The sequence below is a fragment of the Belnapia sp. AC561 genome, from assembly GCF_979252845.1.
The window spans coordinates 84,944-108,974 of record NZ_CEEDBP010000019.1; the positions used below are offsets into that span (position 1 = coordinate 84,944).

At 70.8% G+C, this 24,031-nt stretch carries 28 protein-coding genes and 1 tRNA gene; 20 read left to right on the forward strand and 9 right to left on the reverse strand.

Features of this window, described 5'->3' with window-relative positions:
- The first annotated feature begins 4 nt into the window (after nucleotides 1-4).
- From AC0IW9_RS16700 to nrdR, 9 genes are all read left to right on the forward strand, one after another.
- Nucleotides 5-877, forward strand: a complete 873-nt coding sequence (locus tag AC0IW9_RS16700) for a D-amino-acid transaminase (RefSeq protein WP_471649409.1) — start codon at nucleotides 5-7, stop codon at nucleotides 875-877.
- Nucleotides 874-1,527, forward strand: a complete 654-nt coding sequence (locus tag AC0IW9_RS16705) for an HAD family hydrolase (protein WP_471649410.1) — start codon at nucleotides 874-876, stop codon at nucleotides 1,525-1,527. Before AC0IW9_RS16700 ends, AC0IW9_RS16705 begins: the two co-directional genes overlap by 4 nt.
- A 171-nt stretch (nucleotides 1,528-1,698) precedes the next feature.
- Nucleotides 1,699-2,025 (forward strand): RNA chaperone Hfq, encoded by a 327-nt coding sequence (hfq, locus tag AC0IW9_RS16710; RefSeq protein ID WP_471649411.1) that lies wholly within the window; start codon nucleotides 1,699-1,701, stop codon nucleotides 2,023-2,025.
- A 7-nt stretch (nucleotides 2,026-2,032) separates the two neighbouring features.
- A complete protein-coding gene (gene hflX, locus AC0IW9_RS16715; protein ID WP_471649436.1) occupies nucleotides 2,033-3,376 on the forward strand; it encodes a GTPase HflX in 1,344 nt (447 codons plus the stop codon).
- Entirely contained in the window at nucleotides 3,373-4,206 is an 834-nt protein-coding gene (locus AC0IW9_RS16720) for an inositol monophosphatase family protein (RefSeq protein WP_471649412.1), read from the forward strand. The genes hflX and AC0IW9_RS16720 overlap by 4 nt, the downstream gene beginning before the upstream one ends.
- Before the next feature lie 75 nt (nucleotides 4,207-4,281).
- Nucleotides 4,282-5,178, forward strand: a complete 897-nt coding sequence (locus AC0IW9_RS16725) for a pirin family protein (RefSeq protein ID WP_471649413.1) — start codon at nucleotides 4,282-4,284, stop codon at nucleotides 5,176-5,178.
- A gap of 205 nt (nucleotides 5,179-5,383) precedes the next feature.
- Nucleotides 5,384-5,842: a ribose 5-phosphate isomerase B gene (gene rpiB / locus AC0IW9_RS16730; RefSeq protein WP_471649414.1), complete on the forward strand. Its 459-nt coding sequence runs from the start codon at nucleotides 5,384-5,386 to the stop codon at nucleotides 5,840-5,842.
- 4 nt (nucleotides 5,843-5,846) lie between these two features.
- Nucleotides 5,847-7,148: a serine hydroxymethyltransferase gene (gene glyA / locus AC0IW9_RS16735; protein ID WP_471649415.1), complete on the forward strand. Its 1,302-nt coding sequence runs from the start codon at nucleotides 5,847-5,849 to the stop codon at nucleotides 7,146-7,148.
- 25 nt (nucleotides 7,149-7,173) lie between these two features.
- A complete protein-coding gene (nrdR, locus tag AC0IW9_RS16740) occupies nucleotides 7,174-7,626 on the forward strand; it encodes a transcriptional regulator NrdR (RefSeq protein WP_290316043.1) in 453 nt (150 codons plus the stop codon).
- Here nrdR and AC0IW9_RS16745 read toward each other — a convergent pair whose 3' ends face one another.
- Both AC0IW9_RS16745 and AC0IW9_RS16750 read right to left on the reverse strand, forming a co-directional pair.
- Nucleotides 7,627-7,800, reverse strand: coding sequence for a hypothetical protein (locus AC0IW9_RS16745; protein WP_471649416.1), 174 nt, complete (start codon nucleotides 7,798-7,800; stop codon nucleotides 7,627-7,629). It abuts the gene before it with no gap.
- Between the two features lie 133 nt (nucleotides 7,801-7,933).
- Nucleotides 7,934-8,010: transfer RNA gene (locus AC0IW9_RS16750), tRNA-Pro, on the reverse strand.
- Between the two features lie 154 nt (nucleotides 8,011-8,164).
- On the opposite strand from AC0IW9_RS16750, the gene AC0IW9_RS16755 reads away from it, so the two are divergent.
- Complete coding sequence (locus AC0IW9_RS16755) at nucleotides 8,165-8,353, forward strand: hypothetical protein (RefSeq protein WP_471649417.1); 189 nt, start codon at nucleotides 8,165-8,167, stop codon at nucleotides 8,351-8,353.
- Between the two features lie 166 nt (nucleotides 8,354-8,519).
- Complete coding sequence (locus tag AC0IW9_RS16760) at nucleotides 8,520-8,984, forward strand: septal ring lytic transglycosylase RlpA family protein (protein WP_471649418.1); 465 nt, start codon at nucleotides 8,520-8,522, stop codon at nucleotides 8,982-8,984.
- Here the strand turns inward: AC0IW9_RS16760 and AC0IW9_RS16765 are convergent, their stop codons facing one another.
- The 7 genes from AC0IW9_RS16765 to AC0IW9_RS16795 all read right to left on the reverse strand — a co-directional run bounded on the left by AC0IW9_RS16765 (nucleotide 8,985) and on the right by AC0IW9_RS16795 (nucleotide 13,351).
- On the reverse strand, nucleotides 8,985-9,380 hold the full coding sequence (locus AC0IW9_RS16765; RefSeq protein ID WP_471649419.1) for a MerR family transcriptional regulator: 396 nt from the start codon (nucleotides 9,378-9,380) through the stop codon (nucleotides 8,985-8,987).
- Nucleotides 9,377-9,691: an integration host factor subunit alpha gene (locus tag AC0IW9_RS16770; RefSeq protein ID WP_471649420.1), complete on the reverse strand. Its 315-nt coding sequence runs from the start codon at nucleotides 9,689-9,691 to the stop codon at nucleotides 9,377-9,379. The genes AC0IW9_RS16765 and AC0IW9_RS16770 overlap by 4 nt, the downstream gene beginning before the upstream one ends.
- 116 nt (nucleotides 9,692-9,807) lie before the next feature.
- Nucleotides 9,808-10,791, reverse strand: a complete 984-nt coding sequence (locus AC0IW9_RS16775; RefSeq protein ID WP_471649421.1) for a beta-ketoacyl-ACP synthase III — start codon at nucleotides 10,789-10,791, stop codon at nucleotides 9,808-9,810.
- Nucleotides 10,792-10,838: 47 nt separating this feature from the next.
- Nucleotides 10,839-11,894, reverse strand: coding sequence for a phosphate acyltransferase PlsX (plsX, locus tag AC0IW9_RS16780; protein ID WP_471649422.1), 1,056 nt, complete (start codon nucleotides 11,892-11,894; stop codon nucleotides 10,839-10,841).
- 35 nt (nucleotides 11,895-11,929) lie between these two features.
- Entirely contained in the window at nucleotides 11,930-12,133 is a 204-nt protein-coding gene (gene rpmF, locus AC0IW9_RS16785; RefSeq protein ID WP_290316048.1) for a 50S ribosomal protein L32, read from the reverse strand.
- A gap of 125 nt (nucleotides 12,134-12,258) precedes the next feature.
- Nucleotides 12,259-12,774 carry a YceD family protein gene (locus AC0IW9_RS16790; protein WP_471649423.1) on the reverse strand — a complete coding sequence of 172 codons (516 nt, stop codon included), beginning with the start codon at nucleotides 12,772-12,774 and terminating at the stop codon, nucleotides 12,259-12,261.
- Nucleotides 12,764-13,351 (reverse strand): ubiquinol-cytochrome C chaperone family protein, encoded by a 588-nt coding sequence (locus AC0IW9_RS16795; protein ID WP_471649424.1) that lies wholly within the window; start codon nucleotides 13,349-13,351, stop codon nucleotides 12,764-12,766. Before AC0IW9_RS16795 ends, AC0IW9_RS16790 begins: the two co-directional genes overlap by 11 nt.
- A gap of 187 nt (nucleotides 13,352-13,538) precedes the next feature.
- Here AC0IW9_RS16795 and AC0IW9_RS16800 point away from each other — a divergent pair, with 187 nt between their 5' ends.
- The 9 genes from AC0IW9_RS16800 to AC0IW9_RS16840 form a co-directional block, all read left to right on the forward strand.
- A complete protein-coding gene (locus AC0IW9_RS16800) occupies nucleotides 13,539-14,078 on the forward strand; it encodes an outer membrane protein assembly factor BamE (protein WP_471649425.1) in 540 nt (179 codons plus the stop codon).
- Between the two features lie 85 nt (nucleotides 14,079-14,163).
- On the forward strand, nucleotides 14,164-17,073 hold the full coding sequence (locus tag AC0IW9_RS16805; protein WP_471649426.1) for a bifunctional diguanylate cyclase/phosphodiesterase: 2,910 nt from the start codon (nucleotides 14,164-14,166) through the stop codon (nucleotides 17,071-17,073).
- 64 nt (nucleotides 17,074-17,137) lie between these two features.
- A complete protein-coding gene (locus AC0IW9_RS16810; RefSeq protein ID WP_471649427.1) occupies nucleotides 17,138-18,208 on the forward strand; it encodes an ABC transporter substrate-binding protein in 1,071 nt (356 codons plus the stop codon).
- A gap of 4 nt (nucleotides 18,209-18,212) precedes the next feature.
- Nucleotides 18,213-19,259 carry an ABC transporter ATP-binding protein gene (locus AC0IW9_RS16815; RefSeq protein WP_471649428.1) on the forward strand — a complete coding sequence of 349 codons (1,047 nt, stop codon included), beginning with the start codon at nucleotides 18,213-18,215 and terminating at the stop codon, nucleotides 19,257-19,259.
- On the forward strand, nucleotides 19,240-20,079 hold the full coding sequence (locus AC0IW9_RS16820) for an ABC transporter permease (protein ID WP_471649429.1): 840 nt from the start codon (nucleotides 19,240-19,242) through the stop codon (nucleotides 20,077-20,079). The genes AC0IW9_RS16815 and AC0IW9_RS16820 overlap by 20 nt, the downstream gene beginning before the upstream one ends.
- Nucleotides 20,066-20,866: an ABC transporter permease gene (locus tag AC0IW9_RS16825; protein ID WP_471649430.1), complete on the forward strand. Its 801-nt coding sequence runs from the start codon at nucleotides 20,066-20,068 to the stop codon at nucleotides 20,864-20,866. The genes AC0IW9_RS16820 and AC0IW9_RS16825 overlap by 14 nt, the downstream gene beginning before the upstream one ends.
- A gap of 9 nt (nucleotides 20,867-20,875) precedes the next feature.
- The gene (locus AC0IW9_RS16830; RefSeq protein WP_471649431.1) at nucleotides 20,876-22,204 is read left to right on the forward strand and encodes an NAD(P)/FAD-dependent oxidoreductase; all 1,329 of its coding nucleotides are present in this window, start codon (nucleotides 20,876-20,878) and stop codon (nucleotides 22,202-22,204) included.
- A 13-nt stretch (nucleotides 22,205-22,217) separates the two neighbouring features.
- Complete coding sequence (locus AC0IW9_RS16835) at nucleotides 22,218-22,613, forward strand: carboxymuconolactone decarboxylase family protein (RefSeq protein ID WP_471649432.1); 396 nt, start codon at nucleotides 22,218-22,220, stop codon at nucleotides 22,611-22,613.
- A 44-nt stretch (nucleotides 22,614-22,657) separates the two neighbouring features.
- Nucleotides 22,658-24,031 (forward strand): AsmA family protein (locus AC0IW9_RS16840; protein ID WP_471649433.1); only part of this gene is annotated, 1,374 nt, incomplete at its 3' end.

Here is a 24,031-nt window from a genome sequence, read left to right on the forward strand (position 1 = left end):
CTTCATGTCGCGCATTGCCTATGTCAACGGCCGCTACGTCGATCAGCGGCTGGCGGAAGTGAACATCGAGGACCGCGGCTACCAGTTCGGCGACGGCATCTATGAGGTGGTGCACCTCTACGCCGGGCGCTTCGTGGACGAGGACCTGCACCTCGCCCGGCTGGAACGCTCGGTGGCCGAGATCCGGCTGCCGATGCCGATGTCCCGCGCGGCGCTGCGGCATGTGCTGGCCGAGGTGGCGCGGCGCAACCGGGTCACCGAGGGGCTGCTCTACATGCAGGTGACGCGCGGCGTGGCGCGGCGTGACCATGCCTTCCCGGCCGGGCACCCGGCGCCGGCGCTGGTGGTGACGGTCAAGCGGATCGCCCCCTATCCCGTCAGCGTGGATCGCTGGGGCGCCAAGGCCATCACCCTGCCGGACCTGCGCTGGGCGCGGCGGGACATCAAGACGATCAACCTGCTGCCGAATTGCCTGGCCCGCCAGGCGGCGCGCGAGCAGGGGGCGATCGAGGCCATCCTCTACGACGAGGCCACCGGCCTGGTGACCGAGGGCGCCGCCACCACCTTCTGGATCGTCGATGCCGAGGGCGTGGTGCGGACGCGGCACCTCGACCATGTCATCCTGCCCGGCTGCACCCGGGCGGCGCTGATGGCGGAGATGACGGCCGCCGGCATCCCCTTCGAGGACCGCGCCTTCACCCTGGCGGAGGCGCGCGCGGCGCGGGAAGCCTTCCTCACCTCGGCGACCTCCTTCGTGAAGCCGATCGTGGCCCTCGACGGCGTGCCGGTCGGGGATGGCAAGGTGGGCCCTGTCGTGCGGCGGCTGTTCGAGATCTTCGCCCGGCATGTCCAGGGCGACCGCAGGAATGCCGCATGAGGCAGCCCAGGGCGCTTCCCCGGGGCATCCTCTGGGACTGGGACAATACCCTGGTCGATGGCTGGCTCGCCATCGCCGCCGGGCTGAATGCCGCCTTCACCCGCTTCGGCCTGCCGGAATGGACGCTGGAGGAAGTGCGCGGCCGGGTCCGCCGGTCCCTGCGGGAAACCTTCCCGGAGATCTTCGGCAGCGACTGGGAAGCGGCGCGCGACGTCTTCTACGCCGAGGTCCGGGCGCATCACCTTGCCGTGCTGACGCCGATGCCGGGGGCGGGGGAGGTCATCGCCGCCGTCACCGCGCTCGGCCTGCCGCAGGGGGTCATCAGCAACAAGCAGGGGCCGCTGCTGCGGGCCGAGGCGCAGCATCTCGGCTGGGCCGGGCAGTTCCGGAGCCTCGTCGGGGCGGGGGATGCGGCGGCGGACAAGCCGGATCCGGCGCCTTTCGCCCTGGCCCTGCCGGCGCTCGGCCTCGCCGCGGGGCCGGCGGTCTGGTACGTCGGCGATACGGCGCTCGACATGCAGGCGGCCCGGAATGCCGGCTGCACCCCCGTCCTGCTGGGCGATGCGGCGCATGATGGCGGGGTGGCGGCGGCGGCGCCGGAATTTGCATTTTCCGATGCGATGGCGCTGACTGCCTATCTGCGGGGCTGAATGCCGGGGGGATGCCCCAGGCATTGGCAAGGGAGTCTGCCATGCCCTCGGTGAGGGTCTGGCATCGCTTGCAAACCCCGCATCAACATTGGATGGTGCAGTCTTCAGCGGGGTAAACCCGTTACGGCGTTCACCCGAAGAGTGGGCGTCAACAAAAAGAAGGACCGTGCCGTGGCAGCCGAGAAGTCCCAGAACGTGCAGGATGTGTTCCTGAACCACGTTCGCAAAAGCAAGACTCCGGTCACGATTTTCCTCGTGAATGGTGTTAAACTGCAAGGAATTATCACTTGGTTTGATAATTTCTCCGTCCTGCTGCGTCGGGACGGTCATACCCAGCTGGTCTACAAGCACGCCATCAGCACCGTCATGCCGGGCGCGCCGATCCAGTTGTTCGATGCGACGGCCGCGGCGCGCGAAGGCGCACCGGTGAGCACCGTGTCGCGGGAAGGCAACACCCTGACCATGAACCGTGAGGTCAATCCTGTCGGCGGAGACTGAGCCTGGGCTGCCCGCGCCAGCGAATGATCGCGGCGACGGCTCCGATACCGGCCCCACCCGGGCCGCTGTCATCCTGCCCTTCGAGAAGCACCCGCGCAGCACCGGCCTCCACCAGGATGCTGCGCCCAGGGCTGCCGAAGCACGCCTCGCGGAAGCCGTAGGGCTCGCCGCGAGCATCGGCGTGACCATCGTCCACCAGGCGATCGTGCCGCTGCGGGAGCGGCGGCCGAGCACCTACCTGGGCGATGGCCAGGTGGCGATGGCCAAGCAGGCGATCGACGACCAGCGGGTCGCCGTCGTCGTCGTCGATGCGGCGCTGAGCCCGGTGCAGCAGCGCAACCTCGAACGGGAATGGCGCTGCAAGGTCATCGACCGCACCGGCCTCATCCTCGAGATCTTCGGCGAGCGGGCGCGGACCAAGGAAGGCGCGCTGCAGGTCGAACTGGCGCATCTGGACTACCAGCGCACCCGGCTGGTCCGGTCCTGGACCCACCTCGAGCGGCAGCGCGGCGGCTTCGGCTTCCTCGGCGGCCCCGGCGAGTCGCAGATCGAGATCGACCGGCGGCTCATCACCGACCGCATGGTGAAGCTGAAGAAGGAGCTGGAGCAGGTCCGCCGCACCCGTGGGCTGCACCGGCGGCAGCGGGAGAAGGTGCCTTATCCCGTCATCGCCCTGGTCGGCTATACCAATGCCGGCAAGTCCACGCTGTTCAACGCGCTGACCGGCGCCGGCGTCTATGCCCAGGACCAGCTCTTCGCCACGCTGGACCCGACCATGCGCGGCATCCGGCTGCCCTCCGGGCGGCGGGCCATCCTCTCGGATACCGTCGGCTTCATCTCCGAGCTGCCGACCCAGCTGGTCGAGGCCTTCCGGGCGACGCTCGAGGAAGTGGCCTCGGCCGATATCATCCTGCATGTGCGCGACGTGGCGCATCCCGATACCGCGGCGCAGCGCAGCGACGTGCTGAAAGTGCTGGAGGAGATGGCCGAGGGTGCCAATGCGCCGCTCGACGAGGGCTGGCAGCGCCGGGTGGTGGAGGTGCTGAACAAGGCCGACCTGCTCGGCGGCGTCGGATCGGTGCCCGGCGCGGCGATGGAAGGCGACGATGCCATCGCAGTCTCCGCCATCACCGGGGAGGGGTTGCCGGGGCTGCTCGAGGCGCTCGACGCCCGGCTTTCCGCCAATATGGAGGTCGTGCGCTATGCCATTCCCGCCGGCGACGGGGCCCGGCTCGCCTGGCTCTATCGCCATGGCGAGATCATCGAGCGTGCGGATACCGACAACGACGTGCAGGTGACGGTGCGGCTTTCGGCCTCCGACCGCGCCCGCTTCGAGCAGCCCCCGGCATGACGCAGCGCTTCGATGCCCGGACGATGGGCGAGGTCGCGGCGCTGCTGCGGCAGGCGACGCGGGCGGAGATCCTGCCGCGCTTCCGCCGCCTGGCCACCGCCGAGATCCGGACCAAGTCCGGCCCGCTCGACCTGGTGACCGATGCCGACGAGGCGGCCGAGCGGATGATCACCGCCGGCCTGCTCGCCCGCTTCCCTGGCTGCGTGGTGGTGGGGGAGGAGGCCTGCGCGGCCGATCCCTCCCTGCTGACCAGGATCGCTGGGGTGGAGCTGTCCTTCGTGGTCGACCCCGTCGACGGCACCGCCAATTTCGCCGCCGGCCTGCCGCTCTTCGCCTGCATGGCGGCCGCGATGGTGCGGGGCGAGATCGTGGCGAGCTGGATCCACGATCCGCTCGGCGACGACACCGCCATGGCGCTGCGCGGGGAGGGGGCCTGGATCGAGGCCCCGGACGGGCATCGGCGGGACCTGCGGGTGGCGGCACCGGTGCCGGTCAACCGCATGGTGGCCGGGGTGTCCTGGAGCTGGCTGGCGGAGCCGCTCCGCTCCCGCGTCACCTCCCGCCTGCCGCGGCTGGCGGCCAGCCTCAGCCTGCGCTGCGCCGCGCATGAATACCGCCTGGTCTCGGGCGGCCATGCCCATGCGCTGCTCTACAACAAGCTGATGCCCTGGGACCACGCGCCGGGCTGGCTGCTGCACCGCGAGGCCGGGGGCTATGCCGCCCGCTTCGACGGCAGCGCCTATGGGCCGCACCTGACCAGCGGCGGGCTGATCGTGGCGCCCGACCGGGACAGCTGGGATGCCCTGCGCGAGGCGCTGCTCGGCGAATAGCCATCATCCCGAGCCGTGATGGCCGGGACGCCGCGCCGGCGGCTATGGTCCGCCCGAACAGACGGGAATCCGACCATGTCCGACGATATCTCCCTGGTGATCCTGCCGCGCGCCCATGACGTGGGCGGCTTCGAGGTGCGCCGCGCCCTGCCGGCCCAGCAGCGGCAGATGGTCGGGCCCTTCATCTTCTTCGACCAGATGGGGCCGGGCGAATTCCTCGCCGGTGCCGGGCTCGACGTGCGGCCGCATCCGCATATCGGGCTCTCGACCGTGACCTACCTCTTCGAGGGCTCGATCCAGCACCGCGACAGCCTCGGCTCGGACCAGCCGATCCTGCCGGGCGACGTGAACTGGATGACGGCGGGGCGGGGCATCACCCATTCCGAGCGCAGCAGCGCCGAGAGCCGGCAGGCCCGGCGCAGCCTGGCGGGGATCCAGTCCTGGGTGGCGCTGCCGAAATCCGCCGAGGAGACGGCGCCGGACTTCGCCCACCATGCCGCGGCGACCCTGCCCTTCGCCGAGGAGGGCGGGCTGGCGCTGCGGCTGATTGCCGGGGAGGGCTGGGGGATGCGGGCGCCGGTCGCCGTCTCCTCCCCGCTGTTCTATGCCGATGCGGTGCTGGCGCCGGGCGCCTCGGTGCCGATGCCGGACCAGCACGAGGAGCGCGCCGCCTATGTGATGGAGGGCGAGGTGTCCTCGGGCGGCGAGACGCATGGGGCGGGGCGGATGCTGGTCTTTCACCCGCGCTCCTCGCTCGCGCTCAAGGCCGGGCCGCAGGGGGCAAGGCTGCTGCTGCTGGGCGGCGCCGCCATGGACGGGCCGCGGCATGTCTTCTGGAACTTCGTCAGCTCCTCGCGCGAGCGGATCGAGCAGGCCAAGGCGGATTGGCAGGCGGGGCGGTTCGCCAAGGTGCCGTCGGATGCGGAGGAGTTCATCCCGCTGCCGGAGAAGGCGCGGATCGGGCCGCAGTAGGAAGGTTGGGGAGAAGGTATTCTCCCCAAGCCCCTCATCTATTTTTGGGAGTCGGCACCTGCCGCGCGGCGAAGCCTGGACTCACAAAAAGCAAAGGTGGGGCTTGGGGAGGAAATGCTTTTTCCTCCCCAACCTTGCCTTCCTGCATGCCGGGATTGCGCCACCGGCCTTCGCGCCGGCCACCGCCGCGTGATAGGGATGCCCCATGCCCGACGCACCTTTCCCCATTGCGATCGGCGGCGACCATGCCGGCCTGCCGCTGAAGACCATCCTCCAGCAGGCCCTGGCCGAGGCCGGCCATCCGCTGCTGGATTTCGGCACCAATGCCACCGCCAGCGTCGACTACCCCGATTTCGCGCATGAGGTCTGTAGCGCGGTGCAGGATGGCCGGGCGCGCTTCGGCGTGCTGGTCTGCGGCACCGGGATCGGCATGTCGATCGCCGCCAACCGCCACGGCGGGATCCGCGCCGCGGTGCTGCATTCGACCACCGAGGCGCGCCTTACCAGGGCGCACAACGATGCCAATGTAGCGGCCTTCGGCGCCCGGCTGATCGGGCCCGAGGTTGCGCTCGATGCGCTGCGGGCCTTCCTCGGCACCGAATTCGAGGGCGGCCGGCATGCCCGCCGCCTCGCCAAGCTTGCGCCAAACGCCATACCTGGGTGACGCCATGAACGAGACAACCGCCTATCGCAGCCCCGCCCGCTTCTTCAGCGCTTCTGTCGCCGAGGCCGATCCCGAGCTTGCCGAGGCCATCGGCCTGGAGCTGGGCCGGCAGCAGGACGGGATCGAGCTGATCGCCTCGGAGAACATCGTCTCCCGCGCGGTGATGGAAGCGCAAGGGTCGGTGCTGACCAACAAGTATGCCGAAGGGTATTCGGGGCGCCGGTACTATGGCGGCTGCGAATACGTCGACATCGCCGAGAACCTGGCGGTCGCCCGCGCCACCAAGCTGTTCGATTGCGGTTTCGCCAATGTGCAGCCGCATTCGGGGGCGCAGGCCAACCAGGCGGTGTTTCTCGCGCTGCTGCAGCCGGGCGATGCCTTCATGGGCCTCGACCTCGCGGCGGGCGGGCATCTGACGCATGGCTCGCCGGCGAACCTGTCGGGCAAGTGGTTCAAGCCGGTGCCGTACACGGTGCGGCGCGACGACCAGCGGATCGACATGGCCGAGGTCCGGCGGATCGCGCTGGAGAACAAGCCGAAGCTGATCATCGCCGGCGGCAGCGCCTATGCGCGGCACTGGGACTTCGCTGGCTTCCGGGCGATCGCCGATGAGATCGGCGCCTGGTTCATGGTGGACATGGCCCACTTCGCCGGGCTGGTGGCGGGCGGCGCGCATCCCTCGCCCTTCCCGCATGCGCATGTGGCGACGACCACCACGCATAAGACCCTGCGCGGGCCGCGCGGCGGCATGATCCTGACCAACGACGAGGCGCTGGCCAAGAAGTTCAACAGCGCCGTCTTCCCCGGGCTCCAGGGCGGGCCGCTGATGCATGTGATCGCCGCCAAGGCGGTCGCCTTCGGCGAGGCGCTGAAGCCGGAGTTCCGCGCCTATTCCCGCGCCGTGGTCAGCAATGCCGTGGCCCTGGCCGAGGAGCTGAAGGCCCAGGGCCTCGACCTCGTCACCGGCGGCACCGAGAACCACCTGGTGCTGGTCGACCTGCGGCCGAAGAAGCTGACCGGCAAGCTCGCCGAGGGCGGGCTGAACCGGGCGCACCTGACCTGCAACAAGAATGCGATTCCCTTCGACCCGGAGAAGCCGATGGTGACTTCCGGCGTGCGGCTCGGCACCCCGGCCGGCACGACGCGGGGCTTCGGCGAGGCGGAGTTCCGCGAGGTCGGCAAGCTGATCGGCGAGGTGCTGGACGGGCTTGCCAGCGCCAACGACGTGGCCGCCAATACGGCGGTGGAAGACTCGGTGAAGGCCCGCGTCCTGGCGCTCTGCCAGCGCTTCCCGATCTACCAATAGGCTGGGGCCGGAAAGGGCACACGGGATGAAGTGCCCTTATTGCGGCAGCGAGGATACCCAGGTGAAGGACAGCCGCCCGGCGGAGGATGCCGCGGCGATCCGCCGGCGGCGGTCCTGTCCCGCCTGCGGCAGCCGCTTCACCACCTTCGAGCGGGTGCAACTGCGCGAGCTGACGGTGCTGAAGACCGACGGCCGCCGGGCGCCCTTCGACCGGGAGAAGCTGGCGCGGTCCATCCGCGTCGCGCTGCGCAAGCGGCCGATCGACGAGGACCGGGTCGAGCGAATCGTCAACGGCATCCAGCGCCGGCTGGAGATGGAGGCGGAGGCCGAGGTCTCCTCCCGCCAGATCGGCGAGATCGTCATGGAGACGCTGAAGGAGGTGGACCAGGTGGCCTATGTCCGCTTCGCCAGCGTCTACCGCAACTTCCGCGAGGCGAAGGACTTCCGCGCCTTCCTCGGCGAGCTCGACGGCAAGTAGCTAGACCCGGATATCGAGCCGCTTGCTCGAGACCGGGGACTGCGGCGCCGTGGGTGGGGCAGGGGGCGCGGATTTCGCATCGGCGCGTTCGGCCGCGGTGTCGCGCGGCATGGGGCGGGTGGAATGCGTCGCGCCGGCCATGAAGGGCGGGCTGACGCCGGAAATGCTGCTCATCGCTTTGCGGGGCCTTGCATCGGGGATGCGGCCATCCTGCCCGCCCGGTCCACAAGGCCTTGCCCCGGACAACCACAGGTTGTGCTAAGCGCCTTTCGGCGTCAAGCGACAATCCCGGATTTTGAGAAAGAGATGGTCGGACCGGCGGGATTCGAACCCACGACCCCTTGTCCCCCAGACAAGTGCGCTACCAGGCTGCGCTACGATCCGTCGCCGCGCGGGATAGCACCCCGGGCGCGCTCCGCCTAGCCCCCCAGGGCCTTTGTCGTGCTGCGGCCCCTTGCGCGGGAGGGTCGCCGGAATGACCATCGGCCCGTGGGAGAAAGCAGCAGCGCCGGCCGAGCCGATCCGAGGAGGATTGCCGGTGCTTCGATCCCTGCGCCAACCGTGCCCCGAACCCCCTGTCTCCCGTCGTGCGGCCCTGCGGCAGGCCGAAGCCGAGGCCTATGCCGGGCTGCTGCGGGCCGGGATCGAGGCGCCCGACCTGGCGCTGGTCGCCCGCCTGGTGGCCGCGGCCCTGCCGGTTGCCAGGGCGCGCGAGGACCAGGCCTGAGGCCGGCTTCGCCGCGGGCGGGAGGCGGCGGGACGGCATTCCCGCCGGGCGCGTTGCGGCCTGCACAGCAGCGCGAGCGGGAGCGGCGCCGCGCGATTCGGTGAGAACGGACGGGGATGCCAGGCGTCTGGGCGCGGGGACGAACCGAACCGGAGCATCACCGACCATGGCACGAACAGGAACGATCGGCAGCGCCTGCCTGCTGCCGGCCCTCACCTTGGCAGCCCTCACCCTGACCGCTTGCGCCAGCACGCCGCCCGCAGCGCCCGAGCCCACTGCCGCGGCGGCCCCCGCGGCCCCGCCGCAGCGGGGCGAGGCCTCCTTCTACGGGCCGGAGTTCGAGGGGCGGCGCACCGCCAGCGGCGAGCGCTTCGACCCGGCCTCGGATACCGCGGCGCATCGGACCCTGCCGCTCGGCACCGTCGCCAAGGTGACCAACCTGGAAACCGGGCAGTCCGAGCGGGTCACCATCCGCGACCGTGGCCCCTATGTGCGCGGCCGGGTCATCGACCTCAGCCCGCGCGTGGCCAGCCGGCTCGGCATGCGGCGCCAGGGCGTGGCGCCGGTGGAGGTCACGCCGGAAGTGATCCCCGATGGGGCATCCGGCGGCACCCGGGCCGCCAGCAACTGATCAGCGCCCGGCCAGGGCGTGCATCTCCGCGGCGAGGTCCTCGAGATCCTCGAGGATGGCGCGGAGGCTGTCGGGACCGGCCTCCTGCGGCTCGGGCTGGGGGAATTCCGATTCGCCCAATCCGCCCTCGCGCAGCAGGCGCTGGACCCCCTTGATGGTATAGCCCTGGGTATAGAGCAGGTCGGAGATGCGGCGGAGCAGGCCGATATCCTCCGGCCGGTAGTAGCGCCGGCCGCCGCCCCGCTTCAGCGGCTTGAGCTGGGGGAACTTGGTTTCCCAGAAGCGGAGGACGTGCTGCGGGATATGCAGGTCGTCCGCGACCTCGCTGATGGTGCGGAAGGCGGTGGGGGCCTTGCGGGCGCGGCCACCGGGGAGGACGGGGGAGGCCTCGCTCATGCGGCGTTGTCCCCCTCGGGCAGGGCCTGGCCGTTGATGCGGGCCTTGAGCACCTGGGAGGGACGGAAGGACAGCACCTTGCGCGGCAGGATGGGGACTTCGACCCCGGTCTTCGGATTGCGGCCGATTCGCTGGCCTTTCTGGCGCACCATGAAGGTGCCGAACGCGGAAATCTTCACCGCTTCACCCGCTTCCAGCGCGGCCGCCACTCGCTCCAATACGGATTCGAGCAGCGCCGCGGATTCATTCCGCGACAGCCCGACCTCGGTATAGATCGCTTCGGCCAGGTTTGCGCGCGTGAGCGTATTCATCCGGCAACTGGTTCCTGCAAGCCATTCTGGCCATTAGGAAACGCAGATCGACTGCGGCCGTCAACCGCTGCGATGCGAAACTGCCACAGCGTTGCCGAGATGTCGCAAACCTGGGATCAGAAGCGAACCAATGCGGCGCCCCAGGTGAGGCCGCCGCCGATCGCCTCCAGCGCCACCAGGTCGCCGCGCTCGATCAGCCCGCGGCCGGAGGCCTCGGCCAGGGCGAGGGGGATGGAGGCGGCGGAGGTATTGGCATGGCGGTCCACCGTCACCACCACGCGCTCCGGCGGCAGCTTCAGCTTCTTGCCCATGGCCTCGATGATGCGGAGGTTCGCCTGGTGCGGCACCAGCCAGCGGATGTCGCCATGGCCCAGGCCATTGGCCGCCAGCGCCTCGTCCACCACCGCCGCCAGCTTGGAGACGGCGTGGCGGAAGACCTCCTTGCCGGCCATGCGCAGCAGGCCGGTGCCGCCGGTGGAGCCGGCGCCGCCGTCGACCAGCAGGATGTCGCCGTGGCGGCCATCGGAATGGAGATGGGTGGAAAGGATGCCGCGGTCGCTGGAGGTGCCCTCGCCCTCGCCGGCGGTCAGCACCACGGCGCCGGCGCCGTCGCCGAAGAGCACGCAGGTGCCGCGGTCGGTCCAGTCGAGGATGCGGGAGAAGACCTCGGTGCCGATGACCAGGGCGCAGCGGGCCTGGCCGGTGCGGATCAGCGCATCGGCGATGCTGAGGGCATAGACGAATCCGGTGCAGGCGGCCGAGACATCGAAGGCGAAGCCCTGGGTGATGCCCAGCTGCTGCTGGACGCGGACGGCCGTCGCGGGGAAGGCGCTGTCCGGCGTGGCGGTCGCGACGATGATGGCATCGACGGCCGAGACCTCGATTCCGGCGCGCTCCAGCGCCTGGCGGGCGGCGGCGCTGCCCATGGCGGAGGCGGTCTCGCCGGGCGCGGCGATATGCCGCTGGCGGATGCCGGTCCGCTCGATGATCCACTCGTCCGAGGTCTCGATGCCGAATTCGGCAGCCAGCGCGGCATTGGGCACGCAGCGTTCCGGCAGGTAGCTGCCGCAACCGGCGAGCAGGCTTCGGATCATCGGCATCGGTACTGCCTCGGTGAGGGGCCCACCCAGGGGGGCGCCTGGGGGGCTTAGGGAGGGGCCGGCGCGGCGACCGGTTTGGACAGCAGGCCCAGTCCCTCGCGGATGCGGTCGTTGAAGCGGTGGGTCACCATGTCCATGGCGACATCAACGGCGTGGGCGAAGCCGGTTGCATCGGTGCCGCCATGGCTTTTCACCACGACGCCGTTGAGGCCGAGCAGGATGGCGCCGTTGTAGCGGCGGGGGTCCATCCATTCGCGCAGCCGGTCCAGCGCCGGGCGGGCGAGCAGGTAGCCCATGCGGGCGGGCACGCTGCTGGTGAAGACCTGCCGCAGCAGGTCGCGCATCAGCTTGAGGGCGCCCTCGCCGGTCTTCAGCGCGACATTGCCGGTGAAGCCATCCGTCACCACCACGTCGACGGTGCCGGCGGCGATGTCGTGGCCTTCGATGAAGCCGTGGAAATTGGCGCCGATATGGCTCTCGCGCAGGATATCGGCGGCGGCGCGGACCCGCTCGTCGCCCTTCAGCTCCTCGGAGCCGACGTTGAGCAGGCCGAAGCTCGGCGCGCTGAGGCCCAGCACGGCGCGGGCGAAGCTGTCGCCCATGACGGCGAATTCGACCAGGTTGCGGGCATCGCATTGGATATTGGCGCCGAGGTCGAGCATGACCACGTCGCCCCGGGCGGAAGGCGCGATGGCGGCCAGCGCCGGCCGGTCGATTTCCGGCAGCGTCTTCACCACGATCTTGGCCAGCGCCATGAGCGCGCCGGTATTGCCGGCGGAGACCACGCCGGAGGCTTCCCCGTTGGCGACCGCATCGATGGCGATTCGCATCGAGCTTTGCCGGCCCTGGCGCAGGGCGGCGGTGGGCTTCATCTCGGCGGAGATGACATCCCGCGCATGGCGCAGCATGCAGGCCTTGGCGGCACGCGGCCGGCGGGCCAGCATGGCCCCGACCCGGGCTTCGTCGCCGACCAGCAGGAAGCGGGCCTGCGGATGGCGTTCCGCGGCCAATTCCATGCCATCGAGCACGATGTCGGGCGCATTGTCGCCACCCATCGCGTCGATCGCCAGAGCGAAGGCGGGCGCCGCCACGTTTTGCGACACGGTTCCTGATGCTCCGCCGGGGTGCCTGCTGCCGCTCAGTTGCGGATGGCGGCCTTCAGCGCGTCACCGGCGGGGACGACTTCCCGGCCATCGTAGTGTCCGCAGGCGGAGCACACGTGATGCGGGCGCTTCAGCTCGCCGCAATTGGAGCATTCCGCATGGGCCATCTTGGTGAGGGCCTGATGGCTGCGACGCATGCCGGCGCGGGAGGGCGAAACTTTTTTCTTCGGGACGGCCATGGCGCCGAGCCTTTCTTACAAACACACGAGGCGGTTCAACGGGAGCGCGGGGCTGTAGCACCGCACCCCTAGGGGCGCAAGGCGAAGCCGTGCTGCAGGCCCAGGGGATTCGCCGGGGCGGCGCCTCAGCCCTTGCGGCGGAGCGCGGCCAGGGCGGCGAAGCCGCCGGTGACGGCGCCGCCGGCCTCGACGGGCAGCGCCGCCGCCGGGGCGCGGGGATAGGGATCCAGCGCCAGGGCCAGCAATTCGGCCAGCGCCTCACCAAGGTCGGCGATGCCGTCCGGGCTTTCGATCTCGTCCGGCTCGTCCGGGCCATCCGCCGGCTCGCGGCCGGGGGGTAGCAGGCGGAAGATCACCGGCTCGTCCACCACCTGCTCCACCGGGTCGAGGCTGACGACGCAGGCCTGGGTGAGCCGGGCGGCGAGCTGGCCCTCGACCTGGACGGTGCCGCCTTCCTCCGGGGTGAGCTGCAGGACGGCGGACAGGCTGGCGAGGCCGAGGATGCCGAGTCGGCCGGCCAGGGCGGCGCATTCCGCCGGCGTCGCCTCCAGGACCAGGCGCCGGCCGGAATGGCCGCCCTGGCCCAGGGTGCCGAGCGGCACGGGGCGGTGGAATTCGGGGATGGTCAGCTCAGGCGGCATGGATCGCCTCCGACGCAGAGGGGGTGGGCGCGGGCGTGGCGGGGAATTGCACCTGGCCCCGGGCCAGCGCGGCGAAGGGCTGGCCGGCCAGGCCGGCGGCGATGGCGGCCATGTGCCCGGCCAGCGCCAGCGCGGCGGCCGGCGGCGGGCTGGCCTCGGCCTCCGCCCGCCAGACGTTGCGGTCGAGCGCGGTGGCGAGCGCGGCCTGGTCCCCGGCATCGAGCGCCGCCTCATAGGCCAGGCAGCGGCCGTGGAAGGCCTCCCACATCTGCCGCATCCGCTTGCCGACCCTGAGGTCGCTGACCCCCATCTCCCGCAGGTTGATGTCCATGTCGGCGAACATGGCATCGAAGACCGCCTGGGCGATGGCCGGGCCGCGCTTGTCGGCATCCTGCCGCAGCCGGCGGATCAGCAGGGCGACATGCAGGCCGACCACGTCGAAGCGGCCGTCCAGGGTATCGGGCACGGCGAGGGGGCCGAAGAACCAGGGGGCACGGGCGGCGGCGACGGCGGCGCCATAAAGCTCGAAGCCGGTGCGTTCATGGGGCTTGCGGCGGAACAGGGCGAGCAGGCCCATGGCGGATGTCCTCAAGGTGGCGGTGCGGTTGACCGTATCGTGGCATGATGGCATTCGCGCCGGTGACTTGCGTGCCTGTTTCCGCTCCGGGCCAATCCGGCCGCGGCGCGGGCAGCCCGCCGACGCATAACCCAGGCTTCGCCCCCGGCACCATGCCGGCGGCCCACCTCATGATGGGACCAGAGACATGGATCGCCCTTGCCGTCCGGTCAACGAGTCCAGCGCCGCGATCGGTGCGATCCGGTCCTGCCGGCTGGCGGCGGTCCTGGCCGGCGGGCTGCTGCTGGCCGGCTGCAGCGTCTTCCAGGCCCCGACCATCCAGCGCGGCAACCGGGTGACGGAGGATCAGCTGGCGGAGATCACGCCCGGCGTGCAGACCCGCCAGGACGTCCAGGCGCTGCTCGGTTCCCCGACGCAGTCCAGCACCTTCGGCGATCCGGTCTGGTACTACATCAGCAGCCGCACCCGGACGCGGCCGGGGCGGGAGCTTTCGGTGACCGACCAGCAGACGGTGGTGATCGAATTCGATGCGCAGGGCGTGGTGACCAAGACCCGGATCCTGGGCGAGGACGACGGCAAGTCGGTCGCCATGGTGGCGCGGGAGACGCCGACGCCGGGCAACGACCGCACCCTGCTCCAGGCGCTCTTCGGCAATATCGGGCGGATCGGCCCGGGCGCCACGGTGCCGACCAGCCCAGGGGCGACGGGCTCCGGCACCGGCCGCTGAGCCAGGGCCGAGGCGGCGGGCGCGGCTAACGCTATTTTAGGAAATATCGCCAAATTTGCGGTCTGTCTTCGAGATGGACGGACCGATGAGCGCCACTGCGACCGCACCCTCCGCCCCTGGTCCCGCCCCTGGTCCCAGCCATGCCCGCAACGCCGCCCGGGTGTTCCGCCGGCTCGGGACGGCGATGGGCACCGAGGCGGCGGCGGCGAAGCCTGCGGTGGCGGCGGCGCGGCCCGGCCGGCCGGCGCCGCGCGGCGGTCCGGGGCGGCTGCTGCTGGCCTCGGGCCTGGCCTTCTGCCTGCTGGTCACCGCCGCGACCGGGCTGCTGCTCGCGCATCTGCGGGACCGGGCGCTGCGGGACCAGACCCATCAGCTCGGCAACCTCGCGCTGGTCCTGGCCGACCAGGCCGAGCGGTCCTTCGAGGCGGTCGGCCTGCTGCAGGCCGCCCTGCAGGAAAGGCTGAAGGCCGAGGGGCTGCAGACGCCGGAGGATTTCCGCAGCCTGATGACGGGGCAGCGGATGCAGCAGCGGCTGCAGAACCGCATCCGCAACCTGCCGCAGCTCGATGCGCTGACCGCCATCGATACCGACGGAAACCTGGTCAATTTCTCCCGCTACTGGCCCATCCCGACGGTGAACGTGGCGGACCGCGACTACTTCAAGGCGCTGAAGTCGGATCCCGCCCTGCTGAGCTACATCAGCGCCCCGGTGCCCAACCGCGGCACCGGCACCTGGACCATCTACATCGCCCGCAAGGTCACCTCCGGTGAGGGCGAATTCCTCGGCCTGATCCTGGGCACGGTGGAACTGGCCTATTTCGAGCGGCTCTACCGCTCCGTGCTGCCCGATCCCAGCGCCTCCATCGCCCTGTTCCGCCACGATGGGCTGATGCTGGCCCGGCATCCGCACCTCGATGCGAGCATCGGCCAGTCCTATGCCCAGACGCCGATCTTTCGCCAGATCGCCGAGAGCGGGGAGGCGCATGGCTTCGCCCAGCAGGTGAGCCGGACGGATGGCCAGGACCGGCTGATCGCGGTGCATCGGATGAGCCGCTTTCCGCTGGCGGTGACCGTGACCACGACGGTGGCGGCAGCGCTGGCCGAATGGCGCGCGCTCTGCTGGTACCTGGTGGGCAGCGCGGTGCTGCTGAACCTCGTCGTGGCGGCGATCGGGCTGCTGCTGCTGCGGCGCTTCCGCGGCCAGCGGCTGCTGGCCGAGGCCAATGCGGCGATCGCCCGGGCCGAGGCGGCGCGCAGCCTGGCCGAGACCGCGCTGGCGCTGTCCGAGGAGCGGGAAAGGGCGGCGGCGGCGGCCCGGCTGCAGCACCTGCGCTTCGGCGCGGCGCTGGGCAACATGTCCCAGGCGCTCTGCATGTTCGACCCGGCGGACCGGCTGGTGGTCGCCAATCCGCGGCTGGCCGAGATGTTCCAGCTGCCGCCGGCGGCGCTGGAGCCCGGCACCGGCCTCGCCGCGCTGCTGGAGCAGGCGCGGGCGAGCGCCGCGCTGGCACCGTCCGATACCTTCGGCCTGGCCTGGCGCCTGCGGCGGCTGAAGGCGCGCGGCGTGCCGGTGGCCGAGATCCGCGAGCTGGCCGATGGCCGGGCGCTGTCCATCCGCTTCAAGCCGATGCAGGACCATGGCTGGCTGGTGACCATCGAGGATATCACCGAGCGGCAGCAGGCCGAGGCCAAGATCGCCCATATGGCGCATCATGATGCGCTGACCGGGCTGCCGAACCGGGTGCTGTTCCAGAAGCGGCTGGGCCAGGCCATCGCCCGCGGCCGGCGGGGGGAGGCCTGCGCGGTGCTCTGCCTCGACCTCGACCACTTCAAGGCGGTGAACGACACGCTGGGGCACCCGGTGGGGGATGCGCTGCTGCGCGCGGTGACGCGGCGGCTGAAGGCGACTGTGCGGGAGACGGATACGGTCGCCCGGCTGGGCGGCGACGAATTCGCCGTGGTGCAGTCCCGGGTGGAGGTGCCGCAGGATACCACGGTGCTGGCCACCCGGCTGATCGAGGCCCTGAGCGCGCCCTATGAGCTGGAGGGGCATCAGGTGGTGATCGGCACCAGCATCGGCATCGCCCTGGTGCCCGCCGATGGGGAGGAGGCGAACCATGTCCTGAAATGCGCCGACCTCGCGCTCTATCGTGCCAAGGCCGATGGCCGCGGGCGCTACCGCTATTTCGAGCAGGGGATGGATGCGCTGATGCAGGCGCGCCGGGTGCTGGAGATGGACATGCGCAAGGCGCTGATCGCCGGCGAATTCGAGATCTACTACCAGCCGCTGATGACCCTGAAGTCCCGCCGGATCTGCGGCTTCGAAGCCCTGCTGCGCTGGAATCACCCCGAGCGCGGGCTGGTGCCGCCGGCGGAGTTCATCCCCCTGGCGGAGGAGATCGGGCTGATCGTGCCGATCGGCGAATGGGTGCTGCGGCGGGCCTGCGCCGATGCGACACGCTGGGACGGGGACATCAAGGTCGCGGTCAACCTGTCCCCGGTGCAGTTCGGCAACCGCAACCTGGTGGCCGAGGTGGCGGCGGCGCTGCAGGGCTCCGGCCTGGCGCCGCACCGGCTGGAGCTGGAGATCACCGAGAGCGTCATGCTGGAGGATACCGAAGCGACGCTGGGGACGCTGCATGCGCTGCGCGACCTCGGCGTCAGCATCGCCATGGACGACTTCGGCACCGGCTATTCCTCGCTGAGCTACCTCCGGCGCTTTCCCTTCGACAAGGTCAAGATCGACCGGTCCTTTATCGAGGGGCTGGGCCAGGGTGGCGATTGCGATGCCATCGTCCGGGCGGTGACCGAGCTTTGCCGTCAGCTCGGCATGACGACGACGGCGGAGGGGGTGGAGACGGAGGACCAGCTCGCCCTGCTGCGCGACGGGCTCTGCACCGAGGCGCAGGGCTACCTGTTCAGCCGGCCGCTGCCGGCGGGTGCCGTGCCCGGCATCTTCGCCGCCCTGAGCGCGGCGACCGAGGATGCCGCCTGAGAAGGCGGCTTCCCAGGCGGCGGGCGGCATCGCACTCTGCCCGCCGAATCCGAGGGGGCCTGCCATGACCGATCATCCGCGCCGTCGAACCTTGCTGCTGGGCTCGGCCGGCCTGGCCCTGGCCAGCCCCCTGCTTGCCAGTCCCGCACTGGGCCAGCCGGCGCGGGCCAAGCCGGACCGCATCGTGGTGAATGCCTCGGGCGGCGCCATGGCCAGCATCTTCCGCCGCACCTATTTCGTCGAATTCGAGAAGCTGCACGGCATCCGGGTGGTCGATACCTCCCCGGTGGATTTCGGCAAGCTGCGCGCCATGGTCGAAAGCGGCAATCCGGAATGGACGGTGACCGAGATCGGCGGCCAGGACGCGGTCCGGGTGAAGCAGATGAACCTGGTGGAGCCGCTCGATGCCGCCATCATCGACCGCAGCGGCTATCCGGCGGCGGCGATCGACAGCCATGTCTATGTCTCCTCGGCCTATTCCACCGCGCTGGGCTACCGGACCGACAGCTTCCCCGGCGGCAGCCAGCCGAAGGGCTGGGCGCAATTCTGGGACGTGAAGCGCTTCCCCGGGCCGCGCTCGCTGCGCAACCACCCGGTGGACAACCTCGAATTCGCGCTGCTCGCCGATGGCGTGCCGATGGACAAGCTCTATCCGCTCGACATGGACCGGGCCTTCCGCAAGCTGGACGAGATCCGGCCGCATATCGTGGTCTGGTGGACCACCGGCGCGCAGCCGGCGCAGTTGCTGGTGGACAAGGAAGTCGTCCTCGCCACCGGCTGGAACGGCCGCTTCTTCGAGCTGACGCGCTCGGGCGCCCCGGTCGCCACCGACTTCACCGAGGGCAGCCTCAAGAGTAGCATCTACGGCATCCCGCGTGGCACCCGGCAGGCCTATTGGGGCCAGCAATTCATCCAGGTGATGACCAATCCGCGGCTGCAGGCGGTCTATGCGACCGAGCTCTCCTATGCCGGCTTCAACCCGGCGACGATGCAATACGTGCCGGAGGAGGTGCGGCCGCTGCTGCCGGCGGCGCCGGGCAACCTCGAAAAGCAGTTCTGGCTCGACGTCGCCTGGTGGACGGAGAACGGCGCCCGGGCGCAGGAACGCTGGAACCGCTGGATGCTGCGGCGCTAGACGCGTGCGGCTTTCGGTCCAGGGCCTCGTCAAGCGCTTCGGCGCGACCACGGCGCTCGGCGGCGTCGATCTCGACTTGGCGGAGGGGGAGTTCCTCACCATCCTCGGCCCCTCCGGCTCGGGCAAGACCACCCTGCTGAAGGTGGTGGCCGGCTTCGAGGCGCCGGACGAGGGCCGGGTCCGGCTCGGCGAGGAGGACGTGACGGACGCGCCGCCGCGGCAGCGCGACGTCGGCATGGTCTTCCAGAATTACGCGCTGTTCCCGCATCTGACCGTCGCGCAGAACGTCGCCTTCCCGCTGGAGATGCGGCACCGGCCGAAGCCGGAGATCGCCAGGCGGGTGGCGGAGGCGCTGGCGCTGGTCGAGCTCGGCCCGCTGGCCGGGCGGCTGCCGCGGCAGCTCTCGGGCGGGCAGCAGCAGCGGGTGGCGCTGGCCCGTGCCGTTGTCTTCGGCCCGCGGCTGCTGCTGCTCGACGAGCCCTTCGGCGCGCTCGACCGCAAGCTGCGGGAAGGGCTGCAGCTCGAGGTCCGTCGGCTGCAGCGCCGGCTCGGCCTGACCACGCTCTTCATCACCCATGACCAGGAGGAGGCCCTGGTGATGTCCGACCGGATCGCGGTGATGAACCACGGCCGGCTGGACCAGGTCGGCGCCCCGGCCGAGGTCTATGCCCGGCCGGCGACCCGCTTCGTCGCGGATTTCCTCGGCGAGTCCAACCTGCTGGAGGGCGAGGCGCGCGGCGGGGCGGTGGCGGTGCCGGGCTTCGGCAGGGTGCCGGTCGCCGCAGCCGCGGGGCCGGCGACGCTGCTGCTGCGGCCGGAGGCGCTGCGGCTGGATGCGGAGGCGGCGGGCCTCGACTGCCAGGCGACCGGGCGGGTGCTGGAGACGATCTTCCTCGGGCTTTCCGCCAAGCTGCGGGTCCAGGTGGAGGGCGGGGCGGAGGTGCTGGCGCGGGTGCCGCTGCGGCCCTCGACGCCGCCGCCGGCCGGGGAGGGGGCGACCGTCGCCCTCGGCTTCGCCGCGGAGGATGTGCATGTCGTCCCGCGTGGCTAAGGCGAGGGAGCGGCTCCTGCTGCTGCTGGCGCTGCCGGCGCTGGTGCTGCTGCTCGGGCTATTCGCCTTCCCGGTGCTGCGGCTGCTGGCCATGTCGGTGGAGGGCGGCTCGCTCGAATACTTCGAGAAGGCGGCGCTCGACGGGCTCTATGTCTCGGTGCTGGGCGACAGCCTGCGCATCGCCGCCGTCGTGACGGCGATCTGCCTGGTCCTGGCTTATCCGGTGGCGCTCTGGCTGTCGCGCGCCGGGCGGCTCGGGCTGGCGCTCGGGCTGTTCGCGCTGCTGCTGCCGTTCTGGACCAGCGTGCTGGTGCGCACCTATGCCTGGATGGTGCTGCTCGGCCGCAACGGCGTGCTGAACCGGATGCTGCGGGACTGGGGGCTGATCGATGCGCCGGTCATGCTGCTGTACAATACCTCCGGCGTGCTGATCGGCATGGTGCATGTGCTGCTGCCTTACATGGTCTTCCCGATCTATGCGGCGCTGCTGCGGATCGACCCGGATCTGGGCCGCGCGGCGGAGGGGCTGGGGGCGCCGGCCTGGCGGGCTTTCACCCGCATCACCCTGCCGCTCTCGCTCTCGGGCGTCTCGGCCGGCTGCGCGCTGGTCTTCGTGCTCTCGCTCGGCTTCTTCATCACCCCGGCGCTGCTGGGGGGCGGGCGGGTGATCATGATCTCCATGCTGATCGAGCAGCAAGTGCGCGAATTCCTCGACTGGCCCTTCGCCGCGGCGCTCTCGGCGGTGCTGCTGGCGGTGACCCTGGCGATCTATGCGCTGGTCGGGCGCTTCGGCGGGGGGGCGCGGCATGCGACGCCGTAGCGCCGGGCAGGGCCTGCTGACGGGCTTCGTCTGCCTGGTCTTCGTCTTCCTCATGCTGCCGCTGCTGGTGGTCTTCCCGATCTCCATCTCCTCGGCCGCCTATCTGCAATTCCCGCCGCCGGGCTTCTCCTGGCAGTGGTACCAGCGCTACCTCAACGACCCCGGCTGGATCGACGCGACCATCCGCAGCGTGCAGGCGGCCACCCTTTGCACCGTGCTGGCGATGGGGCTCGGCGTGCCGCTGTCCTTCGCGCTGGTGCGGTCGCGCCGGCGCTGGGTGCGGGCGCTGGACCGGCTGGCGGCGGCACCGATCATCGTGCCGACCATCATCCTCTCGATCGCGCTCTATGGCGTCTTCAGCCGGCTGCAGCTCATTGGCGAGTGGTATGGCGTGGCGGTTGCGCATGCCGTCCTCGCGCTGCCCTTCGTGGTGATCCTGACCAGCGCCGGGCTGCGGACCTTCGACGAGGCGCAGGAACAGGCCGCCGCCGGGCTGGGCGCCTCCTGGTTCACCGCGGTCTGGCGCATCACCCTGCCGCAGCTGCGGCCAAGCCTGATCTCCGCCGCCTTCCTCGCCTTCGTCAGCTCCTTCGACGAGCTTGTGCTGGCGATGTTCCTGTCCGGCGCCTCGATGACGCTGCCGAAGAAGATGTTCGACAACATCATGATGGAAGTGGACCCGACCATCGCCGCGGTCTCCGTCCTGCAGATCCTGCTGGTCGGCGTCTGCCTCGGGCTGACCGCCATCTTCGGGCGCGGCGCGCTCGCCACCACCATGTCTCGCTGAGGGAAGCCCATGGACCCCACCGTCTTCCATCCCGACTTCAAGGCGACGCCCTATTGGTGGGACGACATCACCATGGGCGACGACCCGCCCGAGGCGCTGCCGGCCAAGGCCGATGTGGTCATCGTCGGCGGCGGCCTCACTGGCCTGAATTGCGCCATCGAGCTGGGCCGCGGCGGCGCCCATGCGGTGGTGCTGGATGCGGAGCCGCTGGGCTACGGCGCCTCGACCCGCAACGGCGGCGGCGTCTCGGGTGGCAACAACGTCGGCAAGGGCCTCTCGGGCGCCAAGGGGCGGCAGGGAGTGGAGGAGGCCAAGGCCGAGATGCGGGCCATCATGGCCGATGGCCTGGCCGGGCTGAACCATATCGAGGGGCTGATCGCCCGCGAGAATATCGCCTGCCACTACGAGCGCACCGGCCGCTTCGTCGGCGCCTGGACGCCCAAGCACTACGACGGCATGGCGGCCAAGGCGGAGGTGCTGAACGAGCTGGCCGATGCCGATGCCCATATGGTCCCGCGCGCCCGGCAGCGGGAGGAGATGGCCTCCGACTACTACCATGGCGGCATGGTGGTGAACCGCACCGGCAAGATCCATCCGGCGCTCTATCACCGCGGGTTGCTGGCGGCGGCGCGGAAATACGGCGCGACCCTGATCGGCCGCTGCCGTGCCGGCAAGCTCACCCGGATCGCCGAGGGCTGGCGGGTCGAGACCACCCAGGGGCCGATCGAGGCGCGCGAGGTGGTGATCGCCACCAACGGCTATACCGGCGGGCTGACGCCGGACCTGAAGCGCCGGCTGATCCCCGTCGCCTCCCATATCATCGCAACCGAGGTGCTGGACCCGGCGCTGGCCGCCAGCCTGATCCCGAAGCGCCGGACCCTGGCCGATAGCCGCCGCATCCTGTCCTACTACCGGATGTCACCGGATGGGACGCGGGTGCTGTTCGGCGGCCGCGCCCGCTTCACCCAGGTCTCGCCCGAGGTCTCGGCGCCGATCCTGCGGGAGATGATGCTGGCGCGCTGGCCGCAGCTGGCCGGCGTGCGCGTCACCCATGCCTGGACCGGCAATGTCGCCTTCGCCTTCGACGCGCTGCCGCACATGGGCGTCACGCCGAAGGGGCTGCATTACGCCATGGGCTGCAACGGCTCCGGCGTGGCGATGCTGAGCTATCTCGGCGCCGAGGTGGGCAAGAAGCTGCTGGGCGGCACCAATCGCCTGCCGGTCTTCGACGGCCGGGACTTCCCGACCCGCGCCTTCTATACGGGCACGCCCTGGATGCTGCCGATCGTCGGCAATTGGTACCGCTTCCGCGACTGGCTGGACCGCCGCGCGGCCTGAGGGAGGACCGGCAATGGACATCACCAAGGCGGCGCTCGACGCCGGCATCGCCAGCTTCGAGGCGACGCATGGCGGCGTGCCCGAGAGCTTCCAGCCGCTGATCCGCCACGCCCCGGGCGCCTTCGCCGGCTATGGGTTGATGCGCGCCGCGCTGATGCGCGGCCAGGAGGATGGCGGCGCGCTCGACCTCAAGACCAAGGAGCTGATCTTCGCCCTGCTCGACGTGCTGGTCGGGCAGAACCGCGGGGCCAAGGCGCATGCGGCCAATGCCATCCGGCTCGGCCTGACCCTGCCGGAACTGGCCGAGGGCCTGGTGCAATGCCTGATGGTGGGCGGCATCACGGTCTGGAACCTGACCGGACGCGAGGTGATGGAACATTGTGAGGCCATCGTCGCCGAAGCAGGCTGAACCATTCGCCTCCCGTCGCGCTCTGCCTCGGGAGGCAGATGCGAATGCGTGGGCGGCGATGGGCTTTGGGGTTGGGACTGCCGCTGCTGGCCATCGTGGTGCTGGTGCTGGTGTTCCGCTGGGACTGGCTGATCCCGATCGTCGAGGCGCAGGCGAGCGCCCGGCTCGGCCGGCCGGTGACGATCGAGCATCTGCACGTGAAGTTGGGCAAGGTCACCAGCATCAGCGCCGAGGGGTTGCGCATCGGCAATCCCGAGGGCTTCGATGAGGCGCCGCCCTTCGCCGCCATCCCGCGCGCCAGCCTGGATTTCGACGTGGCCGGCTGGCTGCGCGACCGCTCCGTCGCCATCCCGGTGGTCACCCTGGACCAGCCGGTCTTCGAGGTGATCGGCCGGGCCGATGGCAAGGACAACTATACCTTCGACCTCGGCGGGCCGGGCCCGGCGGTGGCCGAGGCGGCATCCCCGGCGCCGAAGATCGGGGCGCTGCGGATCACCGGCGGCTTGGCGCATGTCGCAATCGCCAAGCTGCGCGCGGATTTCAACATCGAGGCGGCGACCGAGGATCCGGAAGGCGAGCCGTCGCGGATCGTCGCCAAGGCGCGCGGCACCTATGCCGCCCAGCCCATCACCGCCGACCTGCGCGGCGGCGCCATCCTCAACCTGCGCGACGAGGCGACGCTCTGGCCGGTGCAGCTGAACCTGGCGAATGGGCCGACCCGCGTCGCCCTGCAGGGCACGGTGCAGGACCCGGTGGCGCTGAAGGGCGCCGACCTGCGGCTCGATTTCGCCGGGCCGGACATGGCGCTGCTGGCGCCGCTGGTCGGCGTGGTGATCCCGGCGACGCCGCCCTACCGGGTGACCGGCAAGCTGGATTACGCCGAGGGTGCCTTCCGCTTCACCGACGTCGAGGGGCGCCTCGGCCGCAGCGACATCGGCGGACGCTTCAGCATTACTCCCTCGCGCGAGCGGCCGGTGCTGGATGCGGATGTGAGCTCAAAGCGGGTCGACCTGGCCGATCTCAGCGGCTTCATCGGCGGGACGCCGGGCCGGGCGGATACGCCGGGGCAGACGGCGCAGCAGCGCCAAGCGCTGGCACGGGCGGAGGCCAGCCCCCGGCTATTGCCGACCAGCACGATCAGCATCCCCCGGCTGCGGGCGGCCGATATCCACCTCCGCTACAGCGCCGCCTCCATCATCGGCCAGGGCATGCCCTTCGACAGCCTGCAGGTGACGCTGGATATCGAGGACGGCACCATCCGGCTGCATCCTGTCCAATTCGGCATCGGCCAGGGCCGGCTGGGCGGCGAATTCCTGCTGGTGCCGCAGGAGAACGGCGCGTTGCGGGCCAAGGGGGAGCTGGAGCTGCGGCGGGTCGATATCTCCCGCCTCATGCAGGCGGCGGGGGCCGGCGGGGCG

What these genes read in the sequence shown, in the direction of transcription:
- AC0IW9_RS16825 (WP_471649430.1), top strand. Translation starts at nt 20,066, where the DNA reads ATGCGACGCCGTAGCGCCGGGCAGGGCCTGCTGACGGGCTTCGTCTGC.
- AC0IW9_RS16800 (WP_471649425.1), top strand. Translation starts at nt 13,539, where the DNA reads ATGGATCGCCCTTGCCGTCCGGTCAACGAGTCCAGCGCCGCGATCGGT.
- AC0IW9_RS16810 (WP_471649427.1), top strand. Translation starts at nt 17,138, where the DNA reads ATGACCGATCATCCGCGCCGTCGAACCTTGCTGCTGGGCTCGGCCGGC.
- rpiB (WP_471649414.1), top strand. Translation starts at nt 5,384, where the DNA reads ATGCCCGACGCACCTTTCCCCATTGCGATCGGCGGCGACCATGCCGGC.
- AC0IW9_RS16830 (WP_471649431.1), top strand. Translation starts at nt 20,876, where the DNA reads ATGGACCCCACCGTCTTCCATCCCGACTTCAAGGCGACGCCCTATTGG.
- AC0IW9_RS16820 (WP_471649429.1), top strand. Translation starts at nt 19,240, where the DNA reads ATGTCGTCCCGCGTGGCTAAGGCGAGGGAGCGGCTCCTGCTGCTGCTG.
- nrdR (WP_290316043.1), top strand. Translation starts at nt 7,174, where the DNA reads ATGAAGTGCCCTTATTGCGGCAGCGAGGATACCCAGGTGAAGGACAGC.
- AC0IW9_RS16805 (WP_471649426.1), top strand. Translation starts at nt 14,164, where the DNA reads ATGAGCGCCACTGCGACCGCACCCTCCGCCCCTGGTCCCGCCCCTGGT.
- AC0IW9_RS16760 (WP_471649418.1), top strand. Translation starts at nt 8,520, where the DNA reads ATGGCACGAACAGGAACGATCGGCAGCGCCTGCCTGCTGCCGGCCCTC.
- AC0IW9_RS16790 (WP_471649423.1), bottom strand. Translation starts at nt 12,774, where the DNA reads ATGCCGCCTGAGCTGACCATCCCCGAATTCCACCGCCCCGTGCCGCTC.
- AC0IW9_RS16725 (WP_471649413.1), top strand. Translation starts at nt 4,282, where the DNA reads ATGTCCGACGATATCTCCCTGGTGATCCTGCCGCGCGCCCATGACGTG.
- AC0IW9_RS16795 (WP_471649424.1), bottom strand. Translation starts at nt 13,351, where the DNA reads ATGGGCCTGCTCGCCCTGTTCCGCCGCAAGCCCCATGAACGCACCGGC.
- glyA (WP_471649415.1), top strand. Translation starts at nt 5,847, where the DNA reads ATGAACGAGACAACCGCCTATCGCAGCCCCGCCCGCTTCTTCAGCGCT.
- AC0IW9_RS16765 (WP_471649419.1), bottom strand. Translation starts at nt 9,380, where the DNA reads ATGAGCGAGGCCTCCCCCGTCCTCCCCGGTGGCCGCGCCCGCAAGGCC.
- rpmF (WP_290316048.1), bottom strand. Translation starts at nt 12,133, where the DNA reads ATGGCCGTCCCGAAGAAAAAAGTTTCGCCCTCCCGCGCCGGCATGCGT.
- AC0IW9_RS16770 (WP_471649420.1), bottom strand. Translation starts at nt 9,691, where the DNA reads ATGAATACGCTCACGCGCGCAAACCTGGCCGAAGCGATCTATACCGAG.
- AC0IW9_RS16835 (WP_471649432.1), top strand. Translation starts at nt 22,218, where the DNA reads ATGGACATCACCAAGGCGGCGCTCGACGCCGGCATCGCCAGCTTCGAG.
- AC0IW9_RS16775 (WP_471649421.1), bottom strand. Translation starts at nt 10,791, where the DNA reads ATGCCGATGATCCGAAGCCTGCTCGCCGGTTGCGGCAGCTACCTGCCG.
- AC0IW9_RS16700 (WP_471649409.1), top strand. Translation starts at nt 5, where the DNA reads ATGTCGCGCATTGCCTATGTCAACGGCCGCTACGTCGATCAGCGGCTG.
- AC0IW9_RS16745 (WP_471649416.1), bottom strand. Translation starts at nt 7,800, where the DNA reads ATGAGCAGCATTTCCGGCGTCAGCCCGCCCTTCATGGCCGGCGCGACG.
- AC0IW9_RS16705 (WP_471649410.1), top strand. Translation starts at nt 874, where the DNA reads ATGAGGCAGCCCAGGGCGCTTCCCCGGGGCATCCTCTGGGACTGGGAC.
- AC0IW9_RS16720 (WP_471649412.1), top strand. Translation starts at nt 3,373, where the DNA reads ATGACGCAGCGCTTCGATGCCCGGACGATGGGCGAGGTCGCGGCGCTG.